This is a genomic window from Pseudomonas sp. SA195 (assembly GCF_054131565.1).
Genome location: NZ_CP096392.1, coordinates 2,990,557 through 3,011,398, shown reverse-complemented (window position 1 = coordinate 3,011,398; position 20,842 = coordinate 2,990,557). Strand labels below are relative to the sequence as shown.

General features: G+C 65.2%; 17 protein-coding genes. 12 read left to right on the top strand and 5 right to left on the bottom strand.

From position 1 onward, the window contains the following. The first annotated feature begins 71 nt into the window (after positions 1-71). The 9 genes from M1D78_RS13915 to M1D78_RS13875 all read left to right on the top strand — a co-directional run bounded on the left by M1D78_RS13915 (position 72) and on the right by M1D78_RS13875 (position 9,174). Positions 72-2,000: a phytase gene (locus M1D78_RS13915; RefSeq protein WP_437420584.1), complete on the top strand. Its 1,929-nt coding sequence runs from the start codon at positions 72-74 to the stop codon at positions 1,998-2,000. A gap of 94 nt (positions 2,001-2,094) precedes the next feature. Next, the gene (tolQ, locus tag M1D78_RS13910) at positions 2,095-2,808 is read left to right on the top strand and encodes a protein TolQ (protein ID WP_437421321.1); all 714 of its coding nucleotides are present in this window, start codon (positions 2,095-2,097) and stop codon (positions 2,806-2,808) included. A 13-nt stretch (positions 2,809-2,821) separates the two neighbouring features. Continuing rightward, positions 2,822-3,283: a protein TolR gene (gene tolR / locus M1D78_RS13905; RefSeq protein WP_437420583.1), complete on the top strand. Its 462-nt coding sequence runs from the start codon at positions 2,822-2,824 to the stop codon at positions 3,281-3,283. Continuing rightward, positions 3,280-4,113 (top strand): TonB family protein, encoded by an 834-nt coding sequence (locus tag M1D78_RS13900; protein WP_437420582.1) that lies wholly within the window; start codon positions 3,280-3,282, stop codon positions 4,111-4,113. Before tolR ends, M1D78_RS13900 begins: the two co-directional genes overlap by 4 nt. Before the next feature lie 35 nt (positions 4,114-4,148). Next, a complete protein-coding gene (locus tag M1D78_RS13895) occupies positions 4,149-6,110 on the top strand; it encodes a PhoX family protein (protein ID WP_437420581.1) in 1,962 nt (653 codons plus the stop codon). Between the two features lie 127 nt (positions 6,111-6,237). Beyond that, positions 6,238-7,224 carry a lipid A deacylase LpxR family protein gene (locus M1D78_RS13890; RefSeq protein WP_437420580.1) on the top strand — a complete coding sequence of 329 codons (987 nt, stop codon included), beginning with the start codon at positions 6,238-6,240 and terminating at the stop codon, positions 7,222-7,224. Positions 7,225-7,405: 181 nt separating this feature from the next. After that, entirely contained in the window at positions 7,406-8,161 is a 756-nt protein-coding gene (locus M1D78_RS13885; protein WP_437420579.1) for a gluconate 2-dehydrogenase subunit 3 family protein, read from the top strand. Beyond that, positions 8,158-8,556: a hypothetical protein gene (locus tag M1D78_RS13880; RefSeq protein ID WP_437420578.1), complete on the top strand. Its 399-nt coding sequence runs from the start codon at positions 8,158-8,160 to the stop codon at positions 8,554-8,556. The genes M1D78_RS13885 and M1D78_RS13880 overlap by 4 nt, the downstream gene beginning before the upstream one ends. 27 nt (positions 8,557-8,583) lie before the next feature. Continuing rightward, the gene (locus tag M1D78_RS13875) at positions 8,584-9,174 is read left to right on the top strand and encodes a c-type cytochrome (RefSeq protein ID WP_437420577.1); all 591 of its coding nucleotides are present in this window, start codon (positions 8,584-8,586) and stop codon (positions 9,172-9,174) included. Between the two features lie 42 nt (positions 9,175-9,216). Here M1D78_RS13875 and M1D78_RS13870 read toward each other — a convergent pair whose 3' ends face one another. The 3 genes from M1D78_RS13870 to M1D78_RS13860 form a co-directional block, all read right to left on the bottom strand. Beyond that, on the bottom strand, positions 9,217-9,561 hold the full coding sequence (locus M1D78_RS13870) for a YdbL family probable chaperone protein (protein WP_437420576.1): 345 nt from the start codon (positions 9,559-9,561) through the stop codon (positions 9,217-9,219). Positions 9,562-9,569: 8 nt separating this feature from the next. Further along, the gene (locus M1D78_RS13865; protein WP_437420575.1) at positions 9,570-9,761 is read right to left on the bottom strand and encodes a YnbE family lipoprotein; all 192 of its coding nucleotides are present in this window, start codon (positions 9,759-9,761) and stop codon (positions 9,570-9,572) included. A 98-nt stretch (positions 9,762-9,859) separates the two neighbouring features. Continuing rightward, positions 9,860-12,448, bottom strand: a complete 2,589-nt coding sequence (locus M1D78_RS13860) for a YdbH domain-containing protein (RefSeq protein WP_437420574.1) — start codon at positions 12,446-12,448, stop codon at positions 9,860-9,862. A 559-nt stretch (positions 12,449-13,007) separates the two neighbouring features. On the opposite strand from M1D78_RS13860, the gene M1D78_RS13855 reads away from it, so the two are divergent. Continuing rightward, on the top strand, positions 13,008-13,379 hold the full coding sequence (locus tag M1D78_RS13855; protein ID WP_437421320.1) for a tetratricopeptide repeat protein: 372 nt from the start codon (positions 13,008-13,010) through the stop codon (positions 13,377-13,379). Positions 13,380-13,430: 51 nt separating this feature from the next. Continuing rightward, positions 13,431-14,909 carry a DNA recombination protein RmuC gene (gene rmuC, locus M1D78_RS13850; protein WP_437420573.1) on the top strand — a complete coding sequence of 493 codons (1,479 nt, stop codon included), beginning with the start codon at positions 13,431-13,433 and terminating at the stop codon, positions 14,907-14,909. 10 nt (positions 14,910-14,919) lie between these two features. Here rmuC and M1D78_RS13845 read toward each other — a convergent pair whose 3' ends face one another. Together M1D78_RS13845 and M1D78_RS13840 are read right to left on the bottom strand one after the other, a co-directional pair. Then, positions 14,920-16,164, bottom strand: coding sequence for an MgtC/SapB family protein (locus M1D78_RS13845; RefSeq protein ID WP_437420572.1), 1,245 nt, complete (start codon positions 16,162-16,164; stop codon positions 14,920-14,922). An 85-nt stretch (positions 16,165-16,249) separates the two neighbouring features. Continuing rightward, positions 16,250-19,720: a hybrid sensor histidine kinase/response regulator gene (locus M1D78_RS13840; protein WP_437420571.1), complete on the bottom strand. Its 3,471-nt coding sequence runs from the start codon at positions 19,718-19,720 to the stop codon at positions 16,250-16,252. A gap of 432 nt (positions 19,721-20,152) precedes the next feature. Between M1D78_RS13840 and M1D78_RS13835 the strand changes: the two genes are divergently transcribed. Beyond that, entirely contained in the window at positions 20,153-20,722 is a 570-nt protein-coding gene (locus M1D78_RS13835) for a GNAT family N-acetyltransferase (protein ID WP_437420570.1), read from the top strand. Positions 20,723-20,842 lie beyond the last annotated feature (120 nt).

The window sequence follows — 20,842 nt, the reverse complement described above, 5'->3', positions numbered from 1 at the left end:
TTTCGCCGCCCCGACGCCGTTCCGTTCCCCTTCGGACCGGTGCCGGTCAGCGGCTGCTGAATGGAAAAACCATGGACGTAACTTCTTTTAAACCCCTCTGGCTGAGCCTTTGCGTTGCGCTGGCGGCCTGTCAGTCTGGAGCCGGACAGCCAGCTGCCAACCAGGCCGCACTGCACCTGAGCACAGCGAGCTCCGCACCCTTGAAGGCTGAAAGCGCGCAGCTGATCGGTACCGATAAGTTCTGGCCCGGCGCTTCGCAGCTGCTGGTTCGCCCGGATTCGCGCGGCGTGGAGTTGCTGGACGCGCGGGGTGCGCGACTCAGTGGCGTCGAAGGCCGCTTCGAGGGGCTGGATCACCGTGTCGGCAAGGACGGCCTGCTGGTCGCCACCCTCGATCGCAAGCGTCAGCAGGCCGTGCTGCTCGGGCTCGATCGCCAGCACCAGTGGAGCCAGTCGCTATACGTGCCGAAGACCCGCTTCGCCATCGAAGGGCTGTGCCTGTACCGCGACGCCGGGCGCAACGGCTACCTGTTCCTGGTCGGTGAGGAAGGCATCGGCGAGCAGTGGCTGGTAGCCGCGGGGCAGCGGTTACTGGCGACGCCAAAGCGCGTACGGGGCCTGAGCCTGCCACCGGAAAGCAGCTACTGCCAGGTGGACGATCGGACCGGCGAGTTGGTGGTGAACGAGGAAAAAGTCGGCTTCTGGCGTTATGCCGCCGATGCCGAAGCCCCGTTGCTGCGCCAACCCGTGGACATCGTGCAGCCGTTCGGCGGCATCGCCGAAGCCGCTGCCGGCATGGCGCTGGTGCCGGGCGGCATGTTGGCGCTGGACCCGGAGGCGGGCGCATTGCACCTGTACGGGCGTGACGGCGATGCCTGGCGCAATCATGCGGTGATTCCGCTGGAGGGGTTCGACGAGCCGGAACAGATCAGCGCGCGACTGGGCGGGCAGGGGCTCGACCTGCTGCTGACCGACGAACGCGGGGCGCATCTTGCGCGCCTAGACTGGCAGCCAGAAGCGCCGGCCGCTACGCCGGTGATTCCGATGCTGCCGGCGATGGTGCAGACCGATCCGGTGCCGCACCTGGGCGATGCGGCGGATGATCCGGCGATCTGGGTCAACGCGGCGGACCCGTCCAGCAGTCGTGTGCTCGGAACCGACAAGAAAGGCGGGCTGGCGGTTTACGACCTGTCGGGCAAGCAGCTGCAGTACCTGCCGGTGGGCCGGCTGAACAACGTCGATGTGCGCACCGGCTTTGCCCTAGGTGGCAAGCGGGTCGACCTGGCCGTGGCGAGCAATCGCGATCACAACAGCCTGCACCTATTCGCCATCGAGCCGCGCAGCGGCCAGGTCAGCGGCATCGGAGAGATCGACACACCGTTCCGTGAGATCTACGGCCTGTGCCTGTTCAAGGATCCTCAGGGCGCGATCCATGCCATTGCCAACGACAAGGACGGCACCTTCCGGCAGTACCGCCTCGACGGTTCGAGCAGTTCGCCGCGCGGCGAGCAGGTGCGCGAATTCAAGCTGAGCAGCCAGCCCGAAGGCTGCGTCGCCGATGACCGCAACCAGCGCCTGTTCGTGGGCGAGGAAGACGCCGCGGTGTGGACGCTGGATCTGCGCCGCGACGCGGCGGCGCTGGAAAAGGTCATCGACGTGGGCGGTCCGCTGCACGCCGACGTGGAGGGCATGGCCATCTACAGCGGTACGGCCGGTGATTACCTGGTGGTGTCCAGCCAGGGTAACGACAGCTACCTGGTGCTCGATGCGCACGCGCCCTATGCCGTGCGCGGCGCCTTCCGCGTCGGCCTGAATGCCGAGCGGGGCATCGACGGCGCCTCGGAAACCGATGGCCTGGAAGTCACCTCGGCCAACCTCGGCGGCATCTGGAGTCGCGGCATGCTGGTGGTGCAAGACGGCCGCAAGCGCATGCCCGAGGGCGCCCAGAACTACAAGTACGTGCCGTGGACGGCGATCGCCGAAGCGCTGGGGCTGGACTGACCCTGGCGTGAACCTGTCGGGTTACGCCGCGCTGTCATTGAAACGTAACCCCAATGCAATCCAATGAGCGCCGTTGCATGGGACGGCCGGAGGAATACAGATGCAAAGCGAACACATGTCGGTCTTGGGCCTGATCAGCGAAGCCAGCCTGGTGGTGCAGCTGGTGATGGCGACCCTGGTGTTGGCGTCCGTCGCCAGCTGGTACCTGATCATCCAACGCGGCGCCGCGCTGCGCCGCAGCGAACGGCTGCTGAAAAGCTTCCTGCAGCGCTTTCGTAGCGGCGGCGAACTGACCCAGCTCTATCGCGAGGGCAACGAGCAGTCGCTCCCCCGTGAAGCGGCGTTGCAGCGCATCTTTCTCGCCGGCTATCAGGAGTTCAGTCAGCTGCAGCGTCAGCCCGGCATCGCTCCCGATGCGGTGATCGATGGAGTGGAACGCAGCCTCTATGTGGCCATCGCCGAGCAGGAAGAACGGCTGGAAAGCGGCCTGCAGTTCCTCGCCACCGTCGGTTCGGTCAGCCCCTACATCGGCCTGTTCGGCACCGTCTGGGGGATCATGAACTCCTTCCTCGGGCTGTCCATGGTGCAGCAGGCGACGCTGTCCACCGTCGCGCCGGGCATCGCCGAAGCATTGATCGCCACGGCCATCGGCCTATTCGCCGCGATCCCGGCGGTGATGGCCTACAACCGCTTCTCGGCCCGCGGCCAGACGCTCAGCGCGCGTTACTACAGCTTCGCCAACGAACTGCAGGCGCGGCTGCATCGCCGGCTGCATGCCAGCTCGCCCAGTATCGCCGCAGCCGCCTGAAGGGAGCCTCGCCATGCTGGTCAAACCGCAGCGCAAACATAGCCCCAAGGCCGAAATGAACGTGGTGCCCTACATCGACGTGATGCTGGTGCTGCTGGTGATCTTCATGGTCACCGCGCCGATGCTGGTGCAGGGCGTGAAGATCGAGCTGCCCAAGGTCGCCGCCGAGGCGATGCCCACCGAGAACGAGTGGCAGATCCTCACGCTCTCGGTCAAGGCCGATGGCGGCTTCTACTGGAACTTGGGCAGCGAGCTGAACGCCGAGGACCAGACCGACAGCGCCATCGACCTCGAGGAGATGCGCGAGAAGGTCGCGGCGATCATCGCCGAGCGCGGCGACACCCAGGTTTATGTGCGCGCCGATGAGGCGGCGGACTACGGCCGCGTGGTGGCCGGCATCGCCGAGCTGCAACGTGGCGGCGTGGTCAATCTCGGCCTGATCACCGAGGCGCCGGCCGGGCAGCCCGCACCATGAGCAGCTTGAGCATGCCCCTGCCCAACAGCCTGCCCGAGGTTCGACCACAATGGCGCAGCCATGCCGGCGCGGCGGTAGCGACCTTCGCGCTGCATGCCGTGGTGATCGGCCTGCTGCTGCACGGCTGGACGCCCGAGCTGACGTCACCCAGCCCGACCCAGGTGATCAAGACGCAGCTGATAAGCCTGCCCACGCCGCAGCCGACACTCGAGGCGCCCGTCGAACCGGAGCCGGTGCCCGAGCCGGTCGAGGCAGCCATCGAGCCGGTGCTGGAGGAACCGCAGGTGGATCCGCGAATCGAACAGCATCGGCTCGAACAGGCCGAGCTGGCGTACAAGCGAACCGAGCAGAAAAAGCAGGAAGAGGCGGCGCGCCGGGAGCAGCAACGTCTACGCGACGAGCAGCACGCGCAACAACGCCAGCGTGAGCGGCAGGAACGGCTCGAAGCCGAGCGTCGCGAGCAGCTGGCGCGCGAGGCGCAGCAGCGCGAACAGGCGGCTCGGGCCGAAGCAGCTGCCGCCGCCGAACGCGCGCGACAGGCCGAGGCCGCCCCGGCTGCCAGCCGCCAGTACCTGCCGATCGCCAAGGACGCGCCGGACTATCCGCAGCGTGCGCTAGACAAGGGCATTGAAGGCAGCTGCACGGTGAGTTACTCGGTCAACCCGCAGGGGCGGATCGAGAACCCGAAGGCCCTAGAGGATTGCCACCCGCTGTTCATCCGGCCCTCGCTGACGGCTGCGAAAAGCTTTCGCTATCAGCCGCGGATCGTCGACGGCCGCGCCGTGGCCGTTCCCGAAGTAAAGAACACCTTTCATTACCGCATCCAGTGATGCGCAGCAGACCCATTTGCCAGACGAGCCAGTGAATGAAACAGGATTTTCAGAGTTTCCACGCCAACCTTTCCGCCCTCGACGATCAGGCCATCAACCCCAGCGACAATCCCTCGCTCGGGCAGCTGGTCGATCAGGGCCGGCGCAACCTGCTCAGGGGCGGCATGGGCCTCGCCGCGCTGGGCTTTCTAGGTGGCGCGCTGAGTGCCTGCCGTAGCGCCGGGCAGTCCGATTCGCTGATCGGCTTCAGCGGGATTCCCACCCAGCTCGACCCGACATTCGACCGCGTGCAGGTCGCACCCGGCTACAGCGCGCGCACCTTCTTTTCCTGGGGTGATGCCGTGCTGGCCGACGCGCCAGCGTGGAACCCGGATGCCAGCGACGACTGGCAGGCCCAGCTCAAGCAGGCGGGTGACAACCACGACGGCATGCACTTCTTCCCGTTCCCCGATGCGCCTGACAGCCATGGTTTGCTGGTGATGAACCACGAATACGTCAATCCGCCGCTGCACCCCAACGGCATGACCTTCGTCGACGGCAAGCGCCCGCTGGACGAGGTACGCAAGGAGCAGGCGGCCCACGGCCTGAGCATCATCGAGGTGAAGAAGGACGCCGAGGGGCAGTGGCAGCGGGTCATGCCGTCACGCTACAACCGTCGCCTCTCGGCGATGACGCCCATGGCGGTAGGGGGGCCGCTGGCCGGCCACGAGGCGCTGAAGACCGTTGCCGACCCGAGCGGGCAAGAGATCATCGGTACGGTCAACAACTGCTCGAGCGGCTTCACGCCCTGGGGCACTTACCTGATGTGTGAAGAGAACTGGCACAACTACTTCGTCAACCACGACTCAGCTGATCTGGCCAAGCGTGTATCGCACAAGCGCTACGGCATCGCTGGCGAAGGCCTGAGCAAGCTCTACGGTTGGGAAACCGCCGACCCGCGCTTCAACGCCACACCGGATCCGTCGCAACCCCACGGCGGCTACGTGAACGAACCGAATCGCTTCGGTTGGGTGGTCGAAGTCGATCCGTTCGACCCGCAGAGCAAGCCGGTCAAGCGCACCGCCTTCGGCCGCTACTGCCGCGAATGCTCGGTGCTTTCGCTGGGCGAGGACGGCCGCATGGCGTTCTACTCGGGCGACGACACAAAGGGCGAGTACGTCTACAAGTTCGTCCCCGCCGGCCGCTACGTGCCGGGCGCTGATGAGGCCAACCGCCAGCTGCTCGATAGCGGCACGCTCTATGTGGCGCGTTTCAATGCCGACGGCAGCGGCGAGTGGCTGGCACTGGTCCATGGCCAGAACGGGCTCACGGTGGAGAACGGTTTCGCCGATCAGGCCGAGGTATTGCTCAACGCACGCGCCGCTGCGGACCGGGCAGGCGCGACGCCGATGGATCGCCCCGAGTGGGTTGCAGTGCATCCGCGCAGCCGCGAGGTCTACGTGACCCTCACCAACAATGATGGCCGCGGCGCGAAGTGGCCGACCGACAAGGCCAACCCGCGGCCGAACAACCTGCACGGGCAAATCCTGCGCTGGAACGAGGAAGACGCTGATCCGACCGCTACCGCCTTTACCTGGGAAGTCTTTCTGCTCGCGGGCGAACAACCGGGTGCCAAGGGTGCCAACGGCCAACCGGTACCACCCAACCTCACTGGCACCATCAATGGCGATATCTTTTCCTCGCCCGACGGCTTGGCGTTCGACGGGGCAGGCCGGCTGTGGATCGAGACCGACTACGGCGACAACGAGCCTGCGATGCAGGCCATGGGCACCAACCAGCTACTGTGCGCCGATCCGCGGACGCGTGAGGTCCGGCGCTTCCTGGTCGGCCCGCGCGGGTGCGAGATCACCGGCATCACTTGGAGTCCGGACTACCGCGCCATGTGGATCAACGTCCAGCATCCGGAGTTGAGCTTCCCGGCCAGCGACGGCAAGACGCGCCCACGCTCTTCCACCGTGCTCATCACAAAAAATGACGGGGGCGTTATCGGCAGCTAACGCTTAGCCTCGCCGAAGGAGCGGGAACTGACGGGCTCCTGCTCCGATCCGTCGTGAACGTTTCGTCTTGGCGGCCGCTCTAACCTCCTGATACATACTTCTTTGCATGTAACCAAGGAGCAGGGCCATGTCCATATCGCAACGGCACACTCGACTGACGCTGGCGGTCGCTCTTTCCTGCTTGCCTCTGGCGAGCCAGGCCGATCTGTATTCGCTGAAGATCGAGAACGACATCATTTCGTCAGGCAGCGATGGTCACTACACCAATGGCTTCGAACTGATGCGCTCGTTCAAGCCCGACGCCGATCATTGGTCGCGGCGGTTCGCCGAGGCCATGCCTGGTTGGGAAGCCGATGAAGTGGACAACATGGCCTATCGCCTCGGCCACCAGCTCTACACGCCGGATAACATCCGCCGCGCCGAACTGATCGAGGACGACCGGCCCTACGCCGCGCTGCTCTTCGCGGGCATGTCGATCTTCTCGGATGACCGACACGATGGCTGGCGCGACACCAGCGGCCTGCACCTCGATATCGGCATCGTAGGGCCGGCCGCCGGCGGCGAAAAATTTCAACGGCGCGTGCATGAGATAACGGACAGCGACGAGCCGCGCGGCTGGGACAACCAGCTGCGCAACGAGCCCTTCGTCAATCTGGCCTACCAGCACCGCTGGTGGCTGCAGCAGCGCCTCGCTGGGCTGGAATTCGAGTACGGCCCTAGCGCCGGCTTTGCCCTGGGCAACCTCTACACTTACGGATCAGCGGGTTTCGGCGTGCGCGTCGGCCAGCGCCTCGCACGCAGCTTCAGCATCCCGGCTGTTGCGCCCGCGCAAAGCGGAAGCCTGTTTTTCGATCAGGGTGGCGGTTTCGCCTGGAGCCTGTTCGCCGATGTAGAAGGGCGTTACATGGCGCAGAACATGCTCCTGGAGGGCAACACCTTCAAAAGCAGCCATTCGGTAGATCCAAATGAGTGGGTGGGTGATGCGAAGGCCGGCATCGCACTGACGTGGAACAGCTGGCAGCTGGCGTTCGCCAGCGTGTGGCGCACGCGAGAATTTCGCGGCCAGGATGAGCACGATCAATTCGGCTCGCTAACGGTTTCAACCTGGTTCTAACGGCAGGAACCGCAGACTAGAGCGTGCCGCGACCCCAAACCGATGAAACAAAATGTTTCGTCGGGCGGTCCCTTGAATACCCTGGTGAAGTCAACGGGCATTTCTAACCCATCTGCCACTTATATCGCCGGGGCTGAGTGCATGGCCAGTTCGGTCTGCACCCTACCTCAAGGGAGTCCGCATGAGTGGCGACATCCGCCCCGGCCTGACCCGCCGCCAACTGATCTTCTCGTCCATGACCGGCCTGGCCGTTGGGGCTGCGGCCTCCGCCAAGGCCGCGACACTAACCGGAATTCCGCCCTGGCAGCCCTTCGACCACAACGGCCCGATGCACTACGACTCACCCGGGTGGCGCTTTTTTAGTGACGCTGAGGTGCGCGAGGTGACGGCAATCGTCGACCGCCTGATCCCCGCCGACGACCTCAGCGTCAGCGGCAGCGAGGCCGGTTGCGTGGTGTTCATGGATCGTCAGCTGGCCAGCAACTACGGCGATGCCAGCCGCCTGTACATGCAGGGGCCGTTTCGCGAGGGCACGCCGGAGCAGGGCGACCAGTCGCCGCTCACCCCGCGCGACCGTGTGCGTCGTGGCCTCGCCGGGCTGGAGAAACTCTGCCAGGAGCGCCATAGCCAGTCCTTTAGCGGCCTCAGCGCGGAACAGCAGGACGCCTTGTTGGATGAACTGGAGAAGGGGAGTGTCGACCTAGATGGCATGGACTCGAAGCTGTTTTTCGAGCAGGTGTTGGGCAACACCATGGAGGGTTTTTTCGGCGGTCCCATCTACGGCGGCAACCGCGACATGGTGTCCTGGAAGATGATCGGCTTTCCCGGCGCGCGCTACGACTATCGCCCCTACATCGAATTGCACAACCAGAAGCTGGATCTGGTGCCCCTGTCGATCATTGGCGGCGAGTCCTGGAAAGCGAGGGCGTCGAAATGACCAAGAAGCTTCCTGCTACTGACGTCGTGGTCATCGGGCTGGGCTGGGCCGGGTCGATCATCGCCAACGAATTGGCCGACGAAGGCCTCGAGGTCATCGGCCTCGAACGCGGCCCGTGGCGCGACACCGCACGTGACTTCAACATCGCCTCGGTGACCGACGAGCTGCGCTACCTGCGCCGCCAGGAGTTGATGTTACGGCCGATGCAGAACGCCGTGACGGTGCGCAACAACCCATCGCAGACGGCGCTGCCCATGCGCGAGTGGGGCTCGTTCCACCCGGGCAACGGCGTCGGCGGGGCGGGCAATCACTGGAACCGCGGCGCTTATCTGGTCCAGGGGCTCGGCCACTGTGGCAGCTGCCATTCACCGAAGAACCTGATCGGCGGCGACTAGGATGGCGAGTTTCTAACCGGCAGCGCCTTGCAAGGCTGGATGGCGCCGGACATCACTGGCAATGCGCATGCGGGCCTTGGGCGCTGGAGCGAGGATGAAATCGTCCGTTACCTGAAAACCGGCGCCAACCGCTTCGACATGGCCTCCGGGCCCATGGCCGAGGCGGTCGAGCATTCGACTCAGCACTGGAAAGACGCCGACCTCGCGGCTGTCGCCGTCTACCTGAAAAGCCTCGGCGACCCGGAGCAGCAGGCACCTGAACCGTTGGACGAAAGCGACGAGCGTCTGCGCACCGGCGCGCTTATCTACGAGGACCAGTGCTCGGCCTGCCACACGCCGGACGGCGAGGGCATCACGCATCTGTTTCCGAAGCTCGCCGGCGCGCCTTTGGTCAACAGCCGCGATGCCACCTCGCTGATTCGCGTCGTGCTGGCTGGCAGCCGGGCGGTGGGCACCGATGCGGCGCCAACCGCCCCGGCGATGCCGTCCTTCGCGTGGAACATGTCCGATGAGTATGTTGCCGACGTGCTGACCTTTGTGCGCAACAGCTGGGGCAACGCAGCCGAGCCGGTTTCGGCGGAGGAGGTGAAGGCGGTACGCGAGGAGATGAAGCCCTAGAGGGATTCGGGACGGCTCGGGCAGGGCCGTCCCGGTCGGGATTTATTTGCGAACCCAGCTGCCGTTGAGCTGGATAAGCTGGCCGGAAGGCGTCTTCTCGATGGCCTTTTTGCCGGCGATGGCTTCGACGTCGCTGACGCTGATGCCGTTCTTCTGTGCCAAACGATGGTATTCAGCGCGGCGCGCCTGGTTGATCTGGCTGGCGATTTCCGCGGCCTCGCCGCTGCCCTGGACCACGCCCAGGTAACCGTCCGGCTTTTCGCCGAGCTGCCCGCTGGCCTTGGCCTGGCCCAGCGCGGCCATCGCTTCGTTGAGGGACATGGCCGCGGCCGGCAGCGCCATGCACAGCGCCATGAGCAGAGTGCCGAGTTTCAGGTAGCTTTTCATGGGAGTCCTCAGAAGAGACCGCTGTCTTCGTTGATGATCGAATCGAGCTGCTTGTCGACCTTGATGTAGATCTCGTGCTCGATCTTAACGTTGAGGTTGATGTTGATTGGCTCGTTGGGCACGGCCAGCTCCACACGTGGAGTACAGGCGCTGGCCAGCAGGGCCAGGGCCAGAAGGCTGATCGAGTGACGCAACCGCATGGCGGGTTCTCCTGTTCGGTTACGCGCTACCTTGCCTCAAGAGGCTGGCGAAAAACCACCGCTTCGAATGCCGCGGCATCCGAAATGCCTTGCGGTGCTCATTTACGCTCCTGGCCGAGCCGCTCCTGCACACGCCGCTGGATGGTCTCGCTGACACGGTCGGACAGTTGCAGGCTGGTCAGCAGGGCGGGGATGTCTTCTTCCAGGTTGATCGAGAAGTTGATCGGCCGGCCGCCCTCGAGCGCAGGGTTTCGACCATGCAGCTTGAGCCCCAGGGTCAGCGCGCCGCTAGCTGCGTAATGCACGTCGCCGGTGAGCAGGTCGTAGTGAAAGTCGTCGAGCGCCTCGGTCACCAGCCGCATCGCCGGGTTCGATTGGCCGAGTGCCTGGATTTTCGCCGAGCGGAACTGCAGCGCGCCGCCCGGTTCCCGCGCGTTCAGCGAGCCCTGTTCGATGCTGATGCCCGCGTCGCTGCGCTGGAGTTGCAGCTCGCCGTCGATCACGCCGGTGCCTGTCAGGCCTTCTGCTGGATAAGCCTCGAGCAGCGCAGGGAGTTGCAGCCCACGTAGGTGCGCATCGATCCGCTGCGTCGCAGCAGCGAGATCCGCTACGCCCGGCTCCAGCCAGAGCCGGCCACCCAGCAGCATGAGTTCGGCGAGACGCCAGCTCACGCGGCCTTGGGCAAGGTTTTCGAGCGGGCCGCTGAAGCTGCCATCGAGGCGCAATGGGCCGAAGGTGAAGCCTGGGTTGGCTTCGCGCAATGTCAGTTCGGGCAGGTCGACGCGCAGCACGTCGTTGCTGAGCGTCAGCGTCGCCTGGGCATCCAGCCCGCTGAGCTCGGTTCGGTCATAGATGCCGCCGACGCCTTTCGCGCTAAACGTGGCCGTGGCGGCTGGCGTGCGGCCGGGCGCTGTTTGCAGCGTCACCTGGCCTTGCAGGCGGCCTGTGCCAAGGGTCAGTACGGATGGCCAGTCGGCTAGCGTTGTCGACAGCGGATTGCCGGCGCGCAAGAACAGTTCGGGCAGGCGCGCGTCCAGTTGCGTCGCCCCCGCAGCGAGGTCGTGCGTCAGGGTCAGCGGCAAGGTAAGCCCGGCGTCGTTGGCAAGGGGGCCAGCGAGCGCGATGCGGTTGTTGTTGCCTTCGAGCGTGCCATTCCATCGCCAACCCTGTGTGCGCAAGTTGGGGTGCTTCAGCTCGCTCAGGGTAATGGCGGGCTTGCCGGTCAGGCTGAATGGCGACGCCGCGCCGCCCGCGAAAGTGGCGTCAAACGTTGTTCCGGCGAGGTCGAGCGCAACGGCGCTGGCGCTGAGCTCGGCACTGGCCGCTCGCAGGTTGCCCACCGTCACGCGCGATCCCTTGCCGAGCTGGATCGCCGCGGTTTCCGGAGTCAGGCTGCCGCCGAGTCTCAGATCTGCGGCAACGGCGTTGAGGTCGATATCCGGCCCTTGCACCGAGGGGCTGCGCAAGACCAGGCGCAGGGCGTCGAACGAGGCGGTATAGGGTGCCGCCGTCTGCAAGGTAACGCGGCCATCGAGCGAGAACGGCGCCGGCCCGCTGGCGGCCAGCTGCAGGTCGAGAGGGAGGGCGGCTGCTGCGTTCGGTGACGCCGGGGTGATCTTCAGGCTGAGCGCCGCCGGGCGCAGCGCCGGCGGCAATATGGCGGTGTGCGCGGCATCCGGCCGCAGCGAGAGGTCGGCGGCGAGATCAAGCGGTAACCAGGTGCCATCGGCAGCCGTTGCGCTGAGGTCCAGTTGGCCTTGAACCTGCCCGAGGCCAAGCACCGGCCACGGGGTTGGGAGGTTCGCCGACAGCCGAAGGTTGCCGTTCACGGCCGTCCTGTCCTGAAGCAGGGTGTCGTGGTCGAGCACGACGTCCCAGCCGGCACCGACACGCATCTGTTCCGGCAGCGTGGGCAGTGGGGGCGGCGGCTCGGGTAACCAGTCGCCGAGCCAGGTCAGCAGCCAGGGCGCCTCGGGTAGCTCGGTCAGGCTCAGCGAGCCGAGCCAGCGCGTTTTGCCGGACTGCGGCTCGAAGCGATTCTGCATCGTCAGGCGGGGTTGCCCGTCGAATTGCAGTTCGAGATCGAGCAGGGTGTCGTGGGATGGGGCTGATGCATCGGCCCGGGCCTGGGCGACGAGGCCAAGCTGGTTATCGCCGCGTTCGAGCACGAGCTGCAGGGATGCCGGTAGTCCGTCGCTGCCAGCATGTTGCCAGTCGAGCCGACCATGCTCCTGGCATCTGCCACTTGGGCAGGGCAGCTCGACCTGTAGCCGGTCGATGCGGCCCTCACGCGGAATCCAGGCCACCATGCGTCGCCAGGCGTCCGGTTCGGGTAGCGCGGGTGGGTCGGCGGTCTCGGGTGGCTGCGTGGGAGGTTGCCAGGCGATGCGCGCGGATGCGATGACCAAAGACTGAAGTGGGAGCGGTCGCCACTGCGCTGCGAGGCCTACCCGCACATCATCCAGTTCTAGCTGCAGACGGGCGCCGTCGGGGCGCGCCTGGACCAGGACAAGTTGTCGCAGGGCGATACCGTTCGTCGAAAGACGCAAGCCATCCAGTTCCAGCGTCTCGATGTGCTCGGCCCGCTGGAATGCAGCCCAGCGATGCTGTGCATAGAGCGCAGCAAGCACAAGCGCCAAGGCCACACCGAATGCGCTGAATAGCAGGTTGCGCCTTAGCCGGGACATCGGGTCGCTCCGTGAAATCGGTCGCCCAGCATAAGGGGCTTGGCGTCGTTGGCGAAGTGCACCATGGCGATGCGAGTCGACGACCGGCTGCGTTCAGAAAGGTTCCCGCTGATGCCTGAAAAATCGCCCGAAACCCGCTTGTTACGGCTGTTGCAGGGCAGTTGCGCCAAACTTGTGCACATTCGGGCGCAGCCCTTGTCAAGCGCTTATGACAAAGGGCGTTCAATGTACAAGCGGTATAGATCGATATTTAAGTATATGAAAAATAAAGATATTTTTCGATGGTGAAAAAATCGCCAGTTTAACCGAAGCCCCCGAATCATCGGCGTTCGGCGAGGTTGTCATCCGCTTGTCCACTGAGTTATCCACAGCTTCTGTGGATTAAATAACCTGTGACAGAGATCGCGTTTCGCCAGATTTTGCAAGTCTTTAACTCTGAAAAAAAAAGAGTAGAGTGCGCGCCCTTGTTCCCCCGAAGCTTTCGGTGATCATGAGAACCCGTCCTCTCGCTTCGACTCCGGTCGACAGCACCTCCAGCACGACACGCCTGCCGATGCGCATGGCATTGTGGCTGCTCAACAGCCAGCACTTGGGACAGACCAAAAGTGTTAAACGCATTGCCGGCCGGATGCTCAAGCAGCCGGCGCTGGAAGGCGTAGTGGAAGCGCAGAGCCGCTTGGGACGGCTGCTCTGCCACGATTGCGACAGCCAGCGTGACCGCCGTATCGGCTTCGAGCTGCTGCGCCAGGCGGCCCGTGCGGGTGATCGCCAGGCCCAACTTGAGCTCGGGCAGCTGTACTGCCAGCCCCAACACCGCGAACTCGCCAAGGCCCGCCATTGGCTCGAGCAGGCCGCGGCCCAGGGATCGACCGAGGCGTCGCGTATGCTTCAGCGTCTGCCCGGCAAGCGCCAGGGCGGCAGCGCCGCCTGACCACGCGGGGCGCGGTGGCTATACTGCGCGGCAATTCAGCCGGAGTAGCCCATGCCCCTCGATCCTCTTTATCTGTTGACCGGGCTCGGTGGCCTTTGCCTGGCGCTGGCCGCCGTGGCATTCACGCTGCAACGGCGCCTGGCCGAGCGGCAGGCGCAGCTGTCGCTTCTCGACGAACGCCTGAGCCAGGCGGCGATGGCCCAGGAGGGGCTTAGTGCTCAGCTCGAATCGAGCCGCCTAGAACAGGCCGATCTGCAGGCCGCACGCGCTGCGCTCCAGGCCGAAGTGGCAGTGCTGCGCCGGGAAACCGAGTGGTTGCAGGCGCAGCGAATGGAAGCCCGGGAAACCCTCGACGACCTTCAAGCCGAGCGCGACGCGCAGCAGGCTGAGCTGCGCGCACTCAGCGCCTCTCACGCCGCCCTCAAAGCCGAGCTCAGCGAGCAACAGAAGACCCACGAACAACGCCTGGAAGACCTCCAGGGTGCGCGCGACGAGCTGCGGGCCCAGTTTGCAGAACTCGCCGGCAAGATCTTCGAGGAGCGCGAGCAGCGTTTCGCCGAAGCCAGCCAGGCACGCCTCGGGCAGTTGCTCGATCCGCTGAAGGAGCGCATCCAGCACTTCGAGAAGCGCGTCGAGGAAAGCTACCAGCACGAGGCCCGCGAGCGCTTTTCCCTGGCCCGTGAGCTGGAGCGGCTGCAGCAGCTCAACCAGCGCCTGGGCGATGAGGCGACCAACCTTACCCGAGCCCTTCAGGGGCAGAAGACGCAGGGCAACTGGGGCGAGCTGATCCTCGAACGCGTGCTCGAACATGCCGGGCTTGAGAAAGGCCGCGAATACCACACCCAAGTGAGCCTGCGCAGCGCCGATGGCGAGCGTTTCCAGCCAGACGTGCTGATTCAGCTGCCGGGCGACAAGCAGGTGGTGGTCGACGCCAAAGTCAGCCTCACCGCCTATCAGGCCCTGACCTGTGCCGAGGCCGAGGGCGACCGCGCGCTCGCACTCAAACAGCACGTGTTGTCGCTGCGCAATCACCTGAAGGGCTTGTCGATCAAGGACTACCAACGTCTAGAAGGGCTGCAGAGCCTGGATTTCGTGTTGCTCTTCGTGCCCATAGAGGCAGCCTTCGCCGCCGCGCTGCAGGCCGATCCTGAGCTGTTCCAGGAGGCCTACGCACGGCATATCGTGATCGTCAGCCCGACCACGTTGCTGGCAACGCTGCGCGTGATCGACAGCCTTTGGCGGCAGGAGCGGCAAAGCCAGAATGCACGGGAGATCGCCGAGCGGGCCGGTGCGCTCTATGACAAATTTGTCGCCTTCATTGCCGACCTCGACGAGATCGGCAGCCGCCTGCAGCAGTTGGACAAGGCGTTCGTCGGCGCGCGTAACAAGCTCACCGATGGGCGCGGCAACCTGGTCGGCCGTACCGAGCAGTTGAAGCTGCTCGGCGCTCGAGCCAGCAAGCGCCTGCCCGCCGACTGGCTCGAGCGCGCGGGCGCGGATACGCCGGTCGAAACCAGCGAAGAGCTTTGATCCGCCGAAATCAGGCTAACCAGAGCACCGTGAGCCCCGCAAGCAGGCCGCCCAGCATGAACGGCAGCGTACGCACTGCCAGCGCCGGCCCGCCGATGAACAGCACCAATCCGGCCTTGACAAGGCTGTTGCTCAGCGCCGCCAGGAAGATGCCGCGCACTGCAACCCCCTCGCTGAGGTCGGCGCGCGCACTGTTGGAGAGCGACAGCGTGATCGCATCCACGTCGGTCAGGCCCGACAGCAGCGATACCAGATAGACACCCGCATCGCCCAGCCAATGCTGGGCGCCCTCGACGAGCAGAAGGATCAAGACCAGCAGGCCGGCGAAGCGCAGCGCTGGCCCAAGCTCGAAGGGGTTCTTCAGCGGCGGTTCTGCAGGGCTTTCCGGTTGCTGGGCCGCACGCAGGTAGTGAAAGAGCGCGCCGAGGGCGTAAATCGCGCCGGCGGTGGCCATGGGCGCCAGCAGCTGCGGTAGCAGCGCCGGGTTGATCACCCCGACTTCCAGCAGCACCCTGGGAAACATCAGCGCGGACGTCGCCAACAGGCCGGCCGCCAGCGCCGGGCGCAGCCGGTCCGCATCCAGGCGGGCAAGGGTGATGGTCATCGCCGTGGAGGACACGATACCGCCCAGCAACGCAGTGACCATCAGCCCATGGCGCGTACCGAGCAGGCGGATGGCGACATAGGCGGCAAAACCAATCCCGGCGATCAGCACCACCATCCACCAGGTGGTGTACGGATTGAACGCCTGCCAGGGGCCGTAGCCCTGGTCTGGCAGTGCCGGCAGTAGCACCACGGAGATGAAGAGCAATTTCAGCGCGCCGCTCAGCTCATTCTCATTAAGGCGGTTCAGCGCGCCATGCAGGCGTGCCTTGAGGCTGAGCAGAAGGGCGACGACGATAGCCACGGCAGCGGCCAAGAGGCGGCTTTCGGTCATCGCCAGGCTGCCGAGCAGGAAGGTCAGCAGCAGCGCGACTTCGGTGGTCATGCCGTGGTCAGCGCTATAGCGGGACTCGACCAGATAACCGGCCACCACCAACAGCGCCAGGGCGAGAAAGAGTGCGATCCAGGCCCATTCGCCGAACGCGCCCGCCGCCAGCACCGCGAGCCCACCGAACAGCCCGGCGAGGCCGAAGGTGCGAAGCCCGGCCAGTTCTTCATCGCGGCTCTCACGGCTGCTCCAACTGCGCTCGGTGCCGATCAGCAAGCCGACACCCAGGGCCGTGGCGAGGTCGAGCAGGGTGTCTAGGGTCATCAGAGAGGCCGCCGGTTTACCGTGATGGCATCAGTCTAGCCGGTGCGCTGAGGCGGCGGCTTGCGCTGGAGCAAGCGCACCCGGCTCAGTGCAGCGGAACGTGGCGACTCATCAGCGCGCGCAGCGCCGCGGGCTTGACCGGCTTGGCGAGGAAATCCAGCCCGGTGGCGTGGATCGCGGCAATCAGCTCTGGCCGGCCATCAGCGCTGATCACCACGCCCGGGATGGGTTCACCCAAGCGCGTGCGCAACCAGGCCATGAGGTCGGAACCGGTCTCGCCATGGTCGAGGTGATAATCGACCAGCACCAGTTGCGGCCGCACATCCTCGCGCAGCAGCGCCTCGCATTCGGCGCGGTTACTCGCCGTCCAGACCTGGCATCCCCAGCGCGAGAGCAGGCTGTTCATGCCGACCAGGATGCTGTCCTCGTTGTCGATGCACAGCACCTGCACACCCGTAAGCGCCGTAGGTTGCGTGTCCTGGCCACCGTTCTTGGCGACGGGGCGGACCAGCTGCTGAGCGACGGGTACGGTCACGCTGAACACGCTGCCCTTACCCGGCCAGGAGCGCACCGCCAGTGGATGGCTGAGCACCTGGCAGAAGCCGTCGGCGATCGCCAGGCCCAGGCCGAGCCCTTTCTCGGCGCGCGTCTGGTGGCTGTCCAGGCGCTTGAACTCCTCGAAGATGACACGCAGTTTGTCCTCGGCAATGCCCGGGCCTCGATCCCAGACTTCCAGGCGCAGCGAATCACCCTGGCGCCTGACACCAAGTACCACTCGGCCCTTGGCGTAGCGGAAGGCGTTGGTGAGGAAGTTCTGCAGCACACGGCGCAGCAGGCGGATGTCGCTGTCGACCCGCAGCCGGCTGCCGTGCACACGGAACTGCACGCCCTGTTCGGCGGCCAGCACGGTGAATTCGGTGGTCAGGGTGTCGAACAGGTTCGACAGAGGGAAGGGGTTGCGCTCCGGTGTGATGCGGCCATTTTCCAGTCTTGAGATGTCCAGCAGGTCAGAGATCAAGTCCTCGGCCGAACGCAGCGAGCTGTCCAGATGGCGGACCAGGTCCTGCGCTTCGCGCGGCAGCGCATCGTGCTGGTGCGACAGCGCGGCAGAGAACAGACGTGCGGCGTTGAGCGGCTGCATCAGGTCATGGCTGACCGCAGCGAGAAAGCGCGTCTTCGACTGGTTGGCTGCCTCGGCGGTACTCTTGGCCGCACTCAGTGCCTTGTTCAGTTCGGACAGCTCCTGGGTGCGCTCGCTGACACGCTGTTCCAGGCTTTCGTTGGCGTCTTTCAACGCCCGCTCGGCTTCGCGGTAGGCGGTGATGTCACTGAAACTCATGACGAAACCGCCGCCTGGCATCGGGTTGCCGATCAGCTCGACCACTCGGCCGTTGGGGAAGGTCCTCTCGGACGTGTGTGCACGGCCCTGACGCATCCAGTACAGGCGCTTGGCGACGTGGGTGTCGGCGTTGCCCGGGCCGCAGAGGCCGCGTTCAGCGTTGTAGCGGATGATGTCGGCGATGGGGCGACCAATGTAGACCAACCCCTCGGGGTACTCGAACATTTCCAGGTAACGGTGATTCCAGGCCACCAGGCGCAGGGACTGATCGACCACGCTGATGCCCTGGGTAATGTTCTCGATGGCGCCTTGCAACAGCGCCCGGTTGAACTGGAGCACCTCCGAGGCTTCGCCGACGATGCGCACTACGTCGTCAACCTGCATGTCGCGGCCTTCCAGCGCCGCCTTGACGACCGCACGAGTGGACGAGGCCCCGAGCACGCCGGCGAGCAGGCGCTCGGTATGGGCGATCCACTGGCCATCGGCCTGCTGCTTGGGCGAGTAGTCGTGACCGTGACGACGGGCGAAGCGCTGAAAACTCAACTCGGCGCGCTCGGCGCCAACGAAGCGAGAGGCCAGCGACAGCAGGTCCTCGACTTGCACCGCAAGCAGGCGACGGTTACCTGCGGTTGAATGGATTTCCTGGCCAATGAAGCGGCTGGCCTGCCAGTGCTCCGCGACGCGCGTCTGCGACAGGATCGAAACCCAGAAGAACAGCGTCGCGTTGCCCACCAACGAGAGGGTGACGCCGAGCGTTAGGGCGCTGGTGTTGAAGGGCAGGTCGGCGGTGTACATCCACTGCAGCCCTGGAAACATCTCCAGCGGCCAGCCGAGCAGCGGAAGTATCAAGGTGTACATCCAGATCAGCGCGCCGGCGGTCAGGCCAGCAAATACGCCTCGGCGATTGGCCTGCTTCCAGTACAGCGCGCCGACCATCGCCGGGGCCAGCTGAGTAAGGGCGGCAAATGCGATCTGGCCGATGGTCGCCAGGCTCGCACTGGAGCCGAGCAGGCGATAGCTGACGTACGCCAGCAGCAGGATCGCGACAATGCTGATCCGGCGTACCGACAGCATCCAGTGGCGAAACACCTCGAATGGCTGCTCGGCTTCCTTGCGGCGCAGCAGCCAGGGCAACAGCATGTCGTTCGACACCATGGTCGAGAGTGCGACGCTAGCGACGATGACCATGCCGGTCGCCGCCGAGGCGCCGCCGATGAACGCGAGCATCGCCAGCGCCGGGTGCGACTCGGCGAGTGGCAGGCTGATCACGAACGAGTCAGGGCTGATGCCGCTGGGCAGCAGCATCTGACCGGCCAGTGCGATCGGGATGACGAACACGGCGGCCAGCACCAGATAGAGCGGAAAGACCCAGCGCGCCAGGCGGAAGTCGCGCGGCTCGATGTTCTCCACCACGGTGACGTGGAACTGTCTCGGCAGGCAGACGATCGCCATCAGCGCAACGGTCGTCTGTACCAACATGGCCGGCCAATTGACCGTCTCCTCCCAGAACGAGGCCAGCTCCGAGGAATCGTGGGCGCGATTGAACAGGTCGCCGAAGCCGTCATAAAGGCCGAACGTGACGAAGGCACCGACCGCGAGAAAGGCGAACAGCTTGACCAGGGACTCGAAGGCAATGGCCAGCACCATGCCGCGGTGATGCTCGGTCACGTCCAGGTTGCGAGTGCCGAACAGCACGGTGAACAGCGCCAGCACCATGGAGACGATCAGCGCCGTGTCCTGTGCCCCGGACCCGGCGGCGGCTTCGCTGTGATTGCCGATCAGCAGGTTGACGCCCAGCACGATGCCCTTGAGCTGCAGGGCGATGTAGGGCAGCACGCCGACCAGGCAGATCAGTGTCACCACCACCGCAAGCAACTGTGATTTGCCATAACGGGCGGCGATGAAGTCGGCGATGGAGGTGATGTTCTCCTGCTTGCTGATCATGATCATCTTTTGGATGACCTGCGGCGCCAGCAGCATCAGCAGGATAGGCCCGAGGTAGATGGGCAAAAACGACCATAGCTGCTCCGCGGCCTGACCTACCGCGCCAAAGAAAGTCCAGCTGGTGCAGTAGACCGCCAGCGACAGGCTGTAGACCCATGCGCGCATGCGCGGCGACAATTCGCTGCGCTGGCGATCGCCATAGAAGGCGATGGCGAACAGGACGGCCATGTAAGTGAGGGCGACGAATGCGATCAGCCCGCCGGACAACGACATGCGAACTCCAACGACAGAAACAAAGGAGCGACAGAGCCGGGCCTTCGAACGCGAGCCGCCCATCGAGCCGGCCTGCATGGCTGACGCAGGCAGCCGGTGCCAGGGCACGGTCGTGAGAGTTGGGCGTGGCGCGGCTACGAAGGGTCCGGCACTGGGCGCTGCCGTAATTAGTAGATGACTGCGCGGAGTTTCGCAGCAAAACGGCCCGCCGTGTCGGGGCTGCGACCATCGTCGCATGAGGCTGGTCGTCGCGGCCCTGCTGGGCGAAAGTGCCGCCGTAGACCGCTCCGACTCGCCATGGGCAGCGCTGGCTGCGCTCGCTGGTCAGCTCGGGCCGCCCGGCGGCGGATCGACGGCACGCCGCGGTGGGCACTTTCGGCCGACACCGGCGATCACAACAGCCATACCCACCTTGTTGCCTGGAGAGAAACGATGTTCACGCCGCGCCCGGTCGCCCTGCAGCGAGGAGCCTTGCGTCTGGACCCGCTCATGGAGGCCGACATTCCGAGCCTGGTCGAACTGGCCGACCGGAATCGCGACGAACTCATCTACCTGAACGGCCCGTTGCGGCCGGATTGGTATCGCACCGCGCTGGCCGAGCAGCGTGAGGATCGCGCCGTAGTGTTCACGCTAAGGGTTGCCGATCGCATCGTCGGCACTACGCGCTTTGCCGACTTCCACCCTGAGCTACCGTCTGCCGAACTGGGGTGGACCTGGCTGGACAAGGCCGAGCACGGCAGCGGCCTCAACGCCTCGATCAAGTTTCTTCTGCTCAAGCACGCCTTCGAGGATTGGCAGCTGGTGCGTCTGCAGCTCAAGACCGCCAGCAGCAACCTGCGCTCGCAATGCGCGATCGAAAAGCTCGGTGCGCAGCGAGAAGGGCTGTTGCGCAACCACCGCCGGCTCGCTGATGGGCGCTTGGACGATACCGTGCTCTACAGCATCACGGACCGCGACTGGCCGGCCATCAAGGCTGCGCTGGAGGCCGGCACCATCGCCTGATGCGATCCGCGATCGGGCGCACGTCCGGGCATCGCCCGTACACCCCGGATTGAGGTAATGTCTGACGCTCTTTTTCCACGCATTCCGCTTGCGCCGGCGCCATCCGCGCGCGACGGTTTC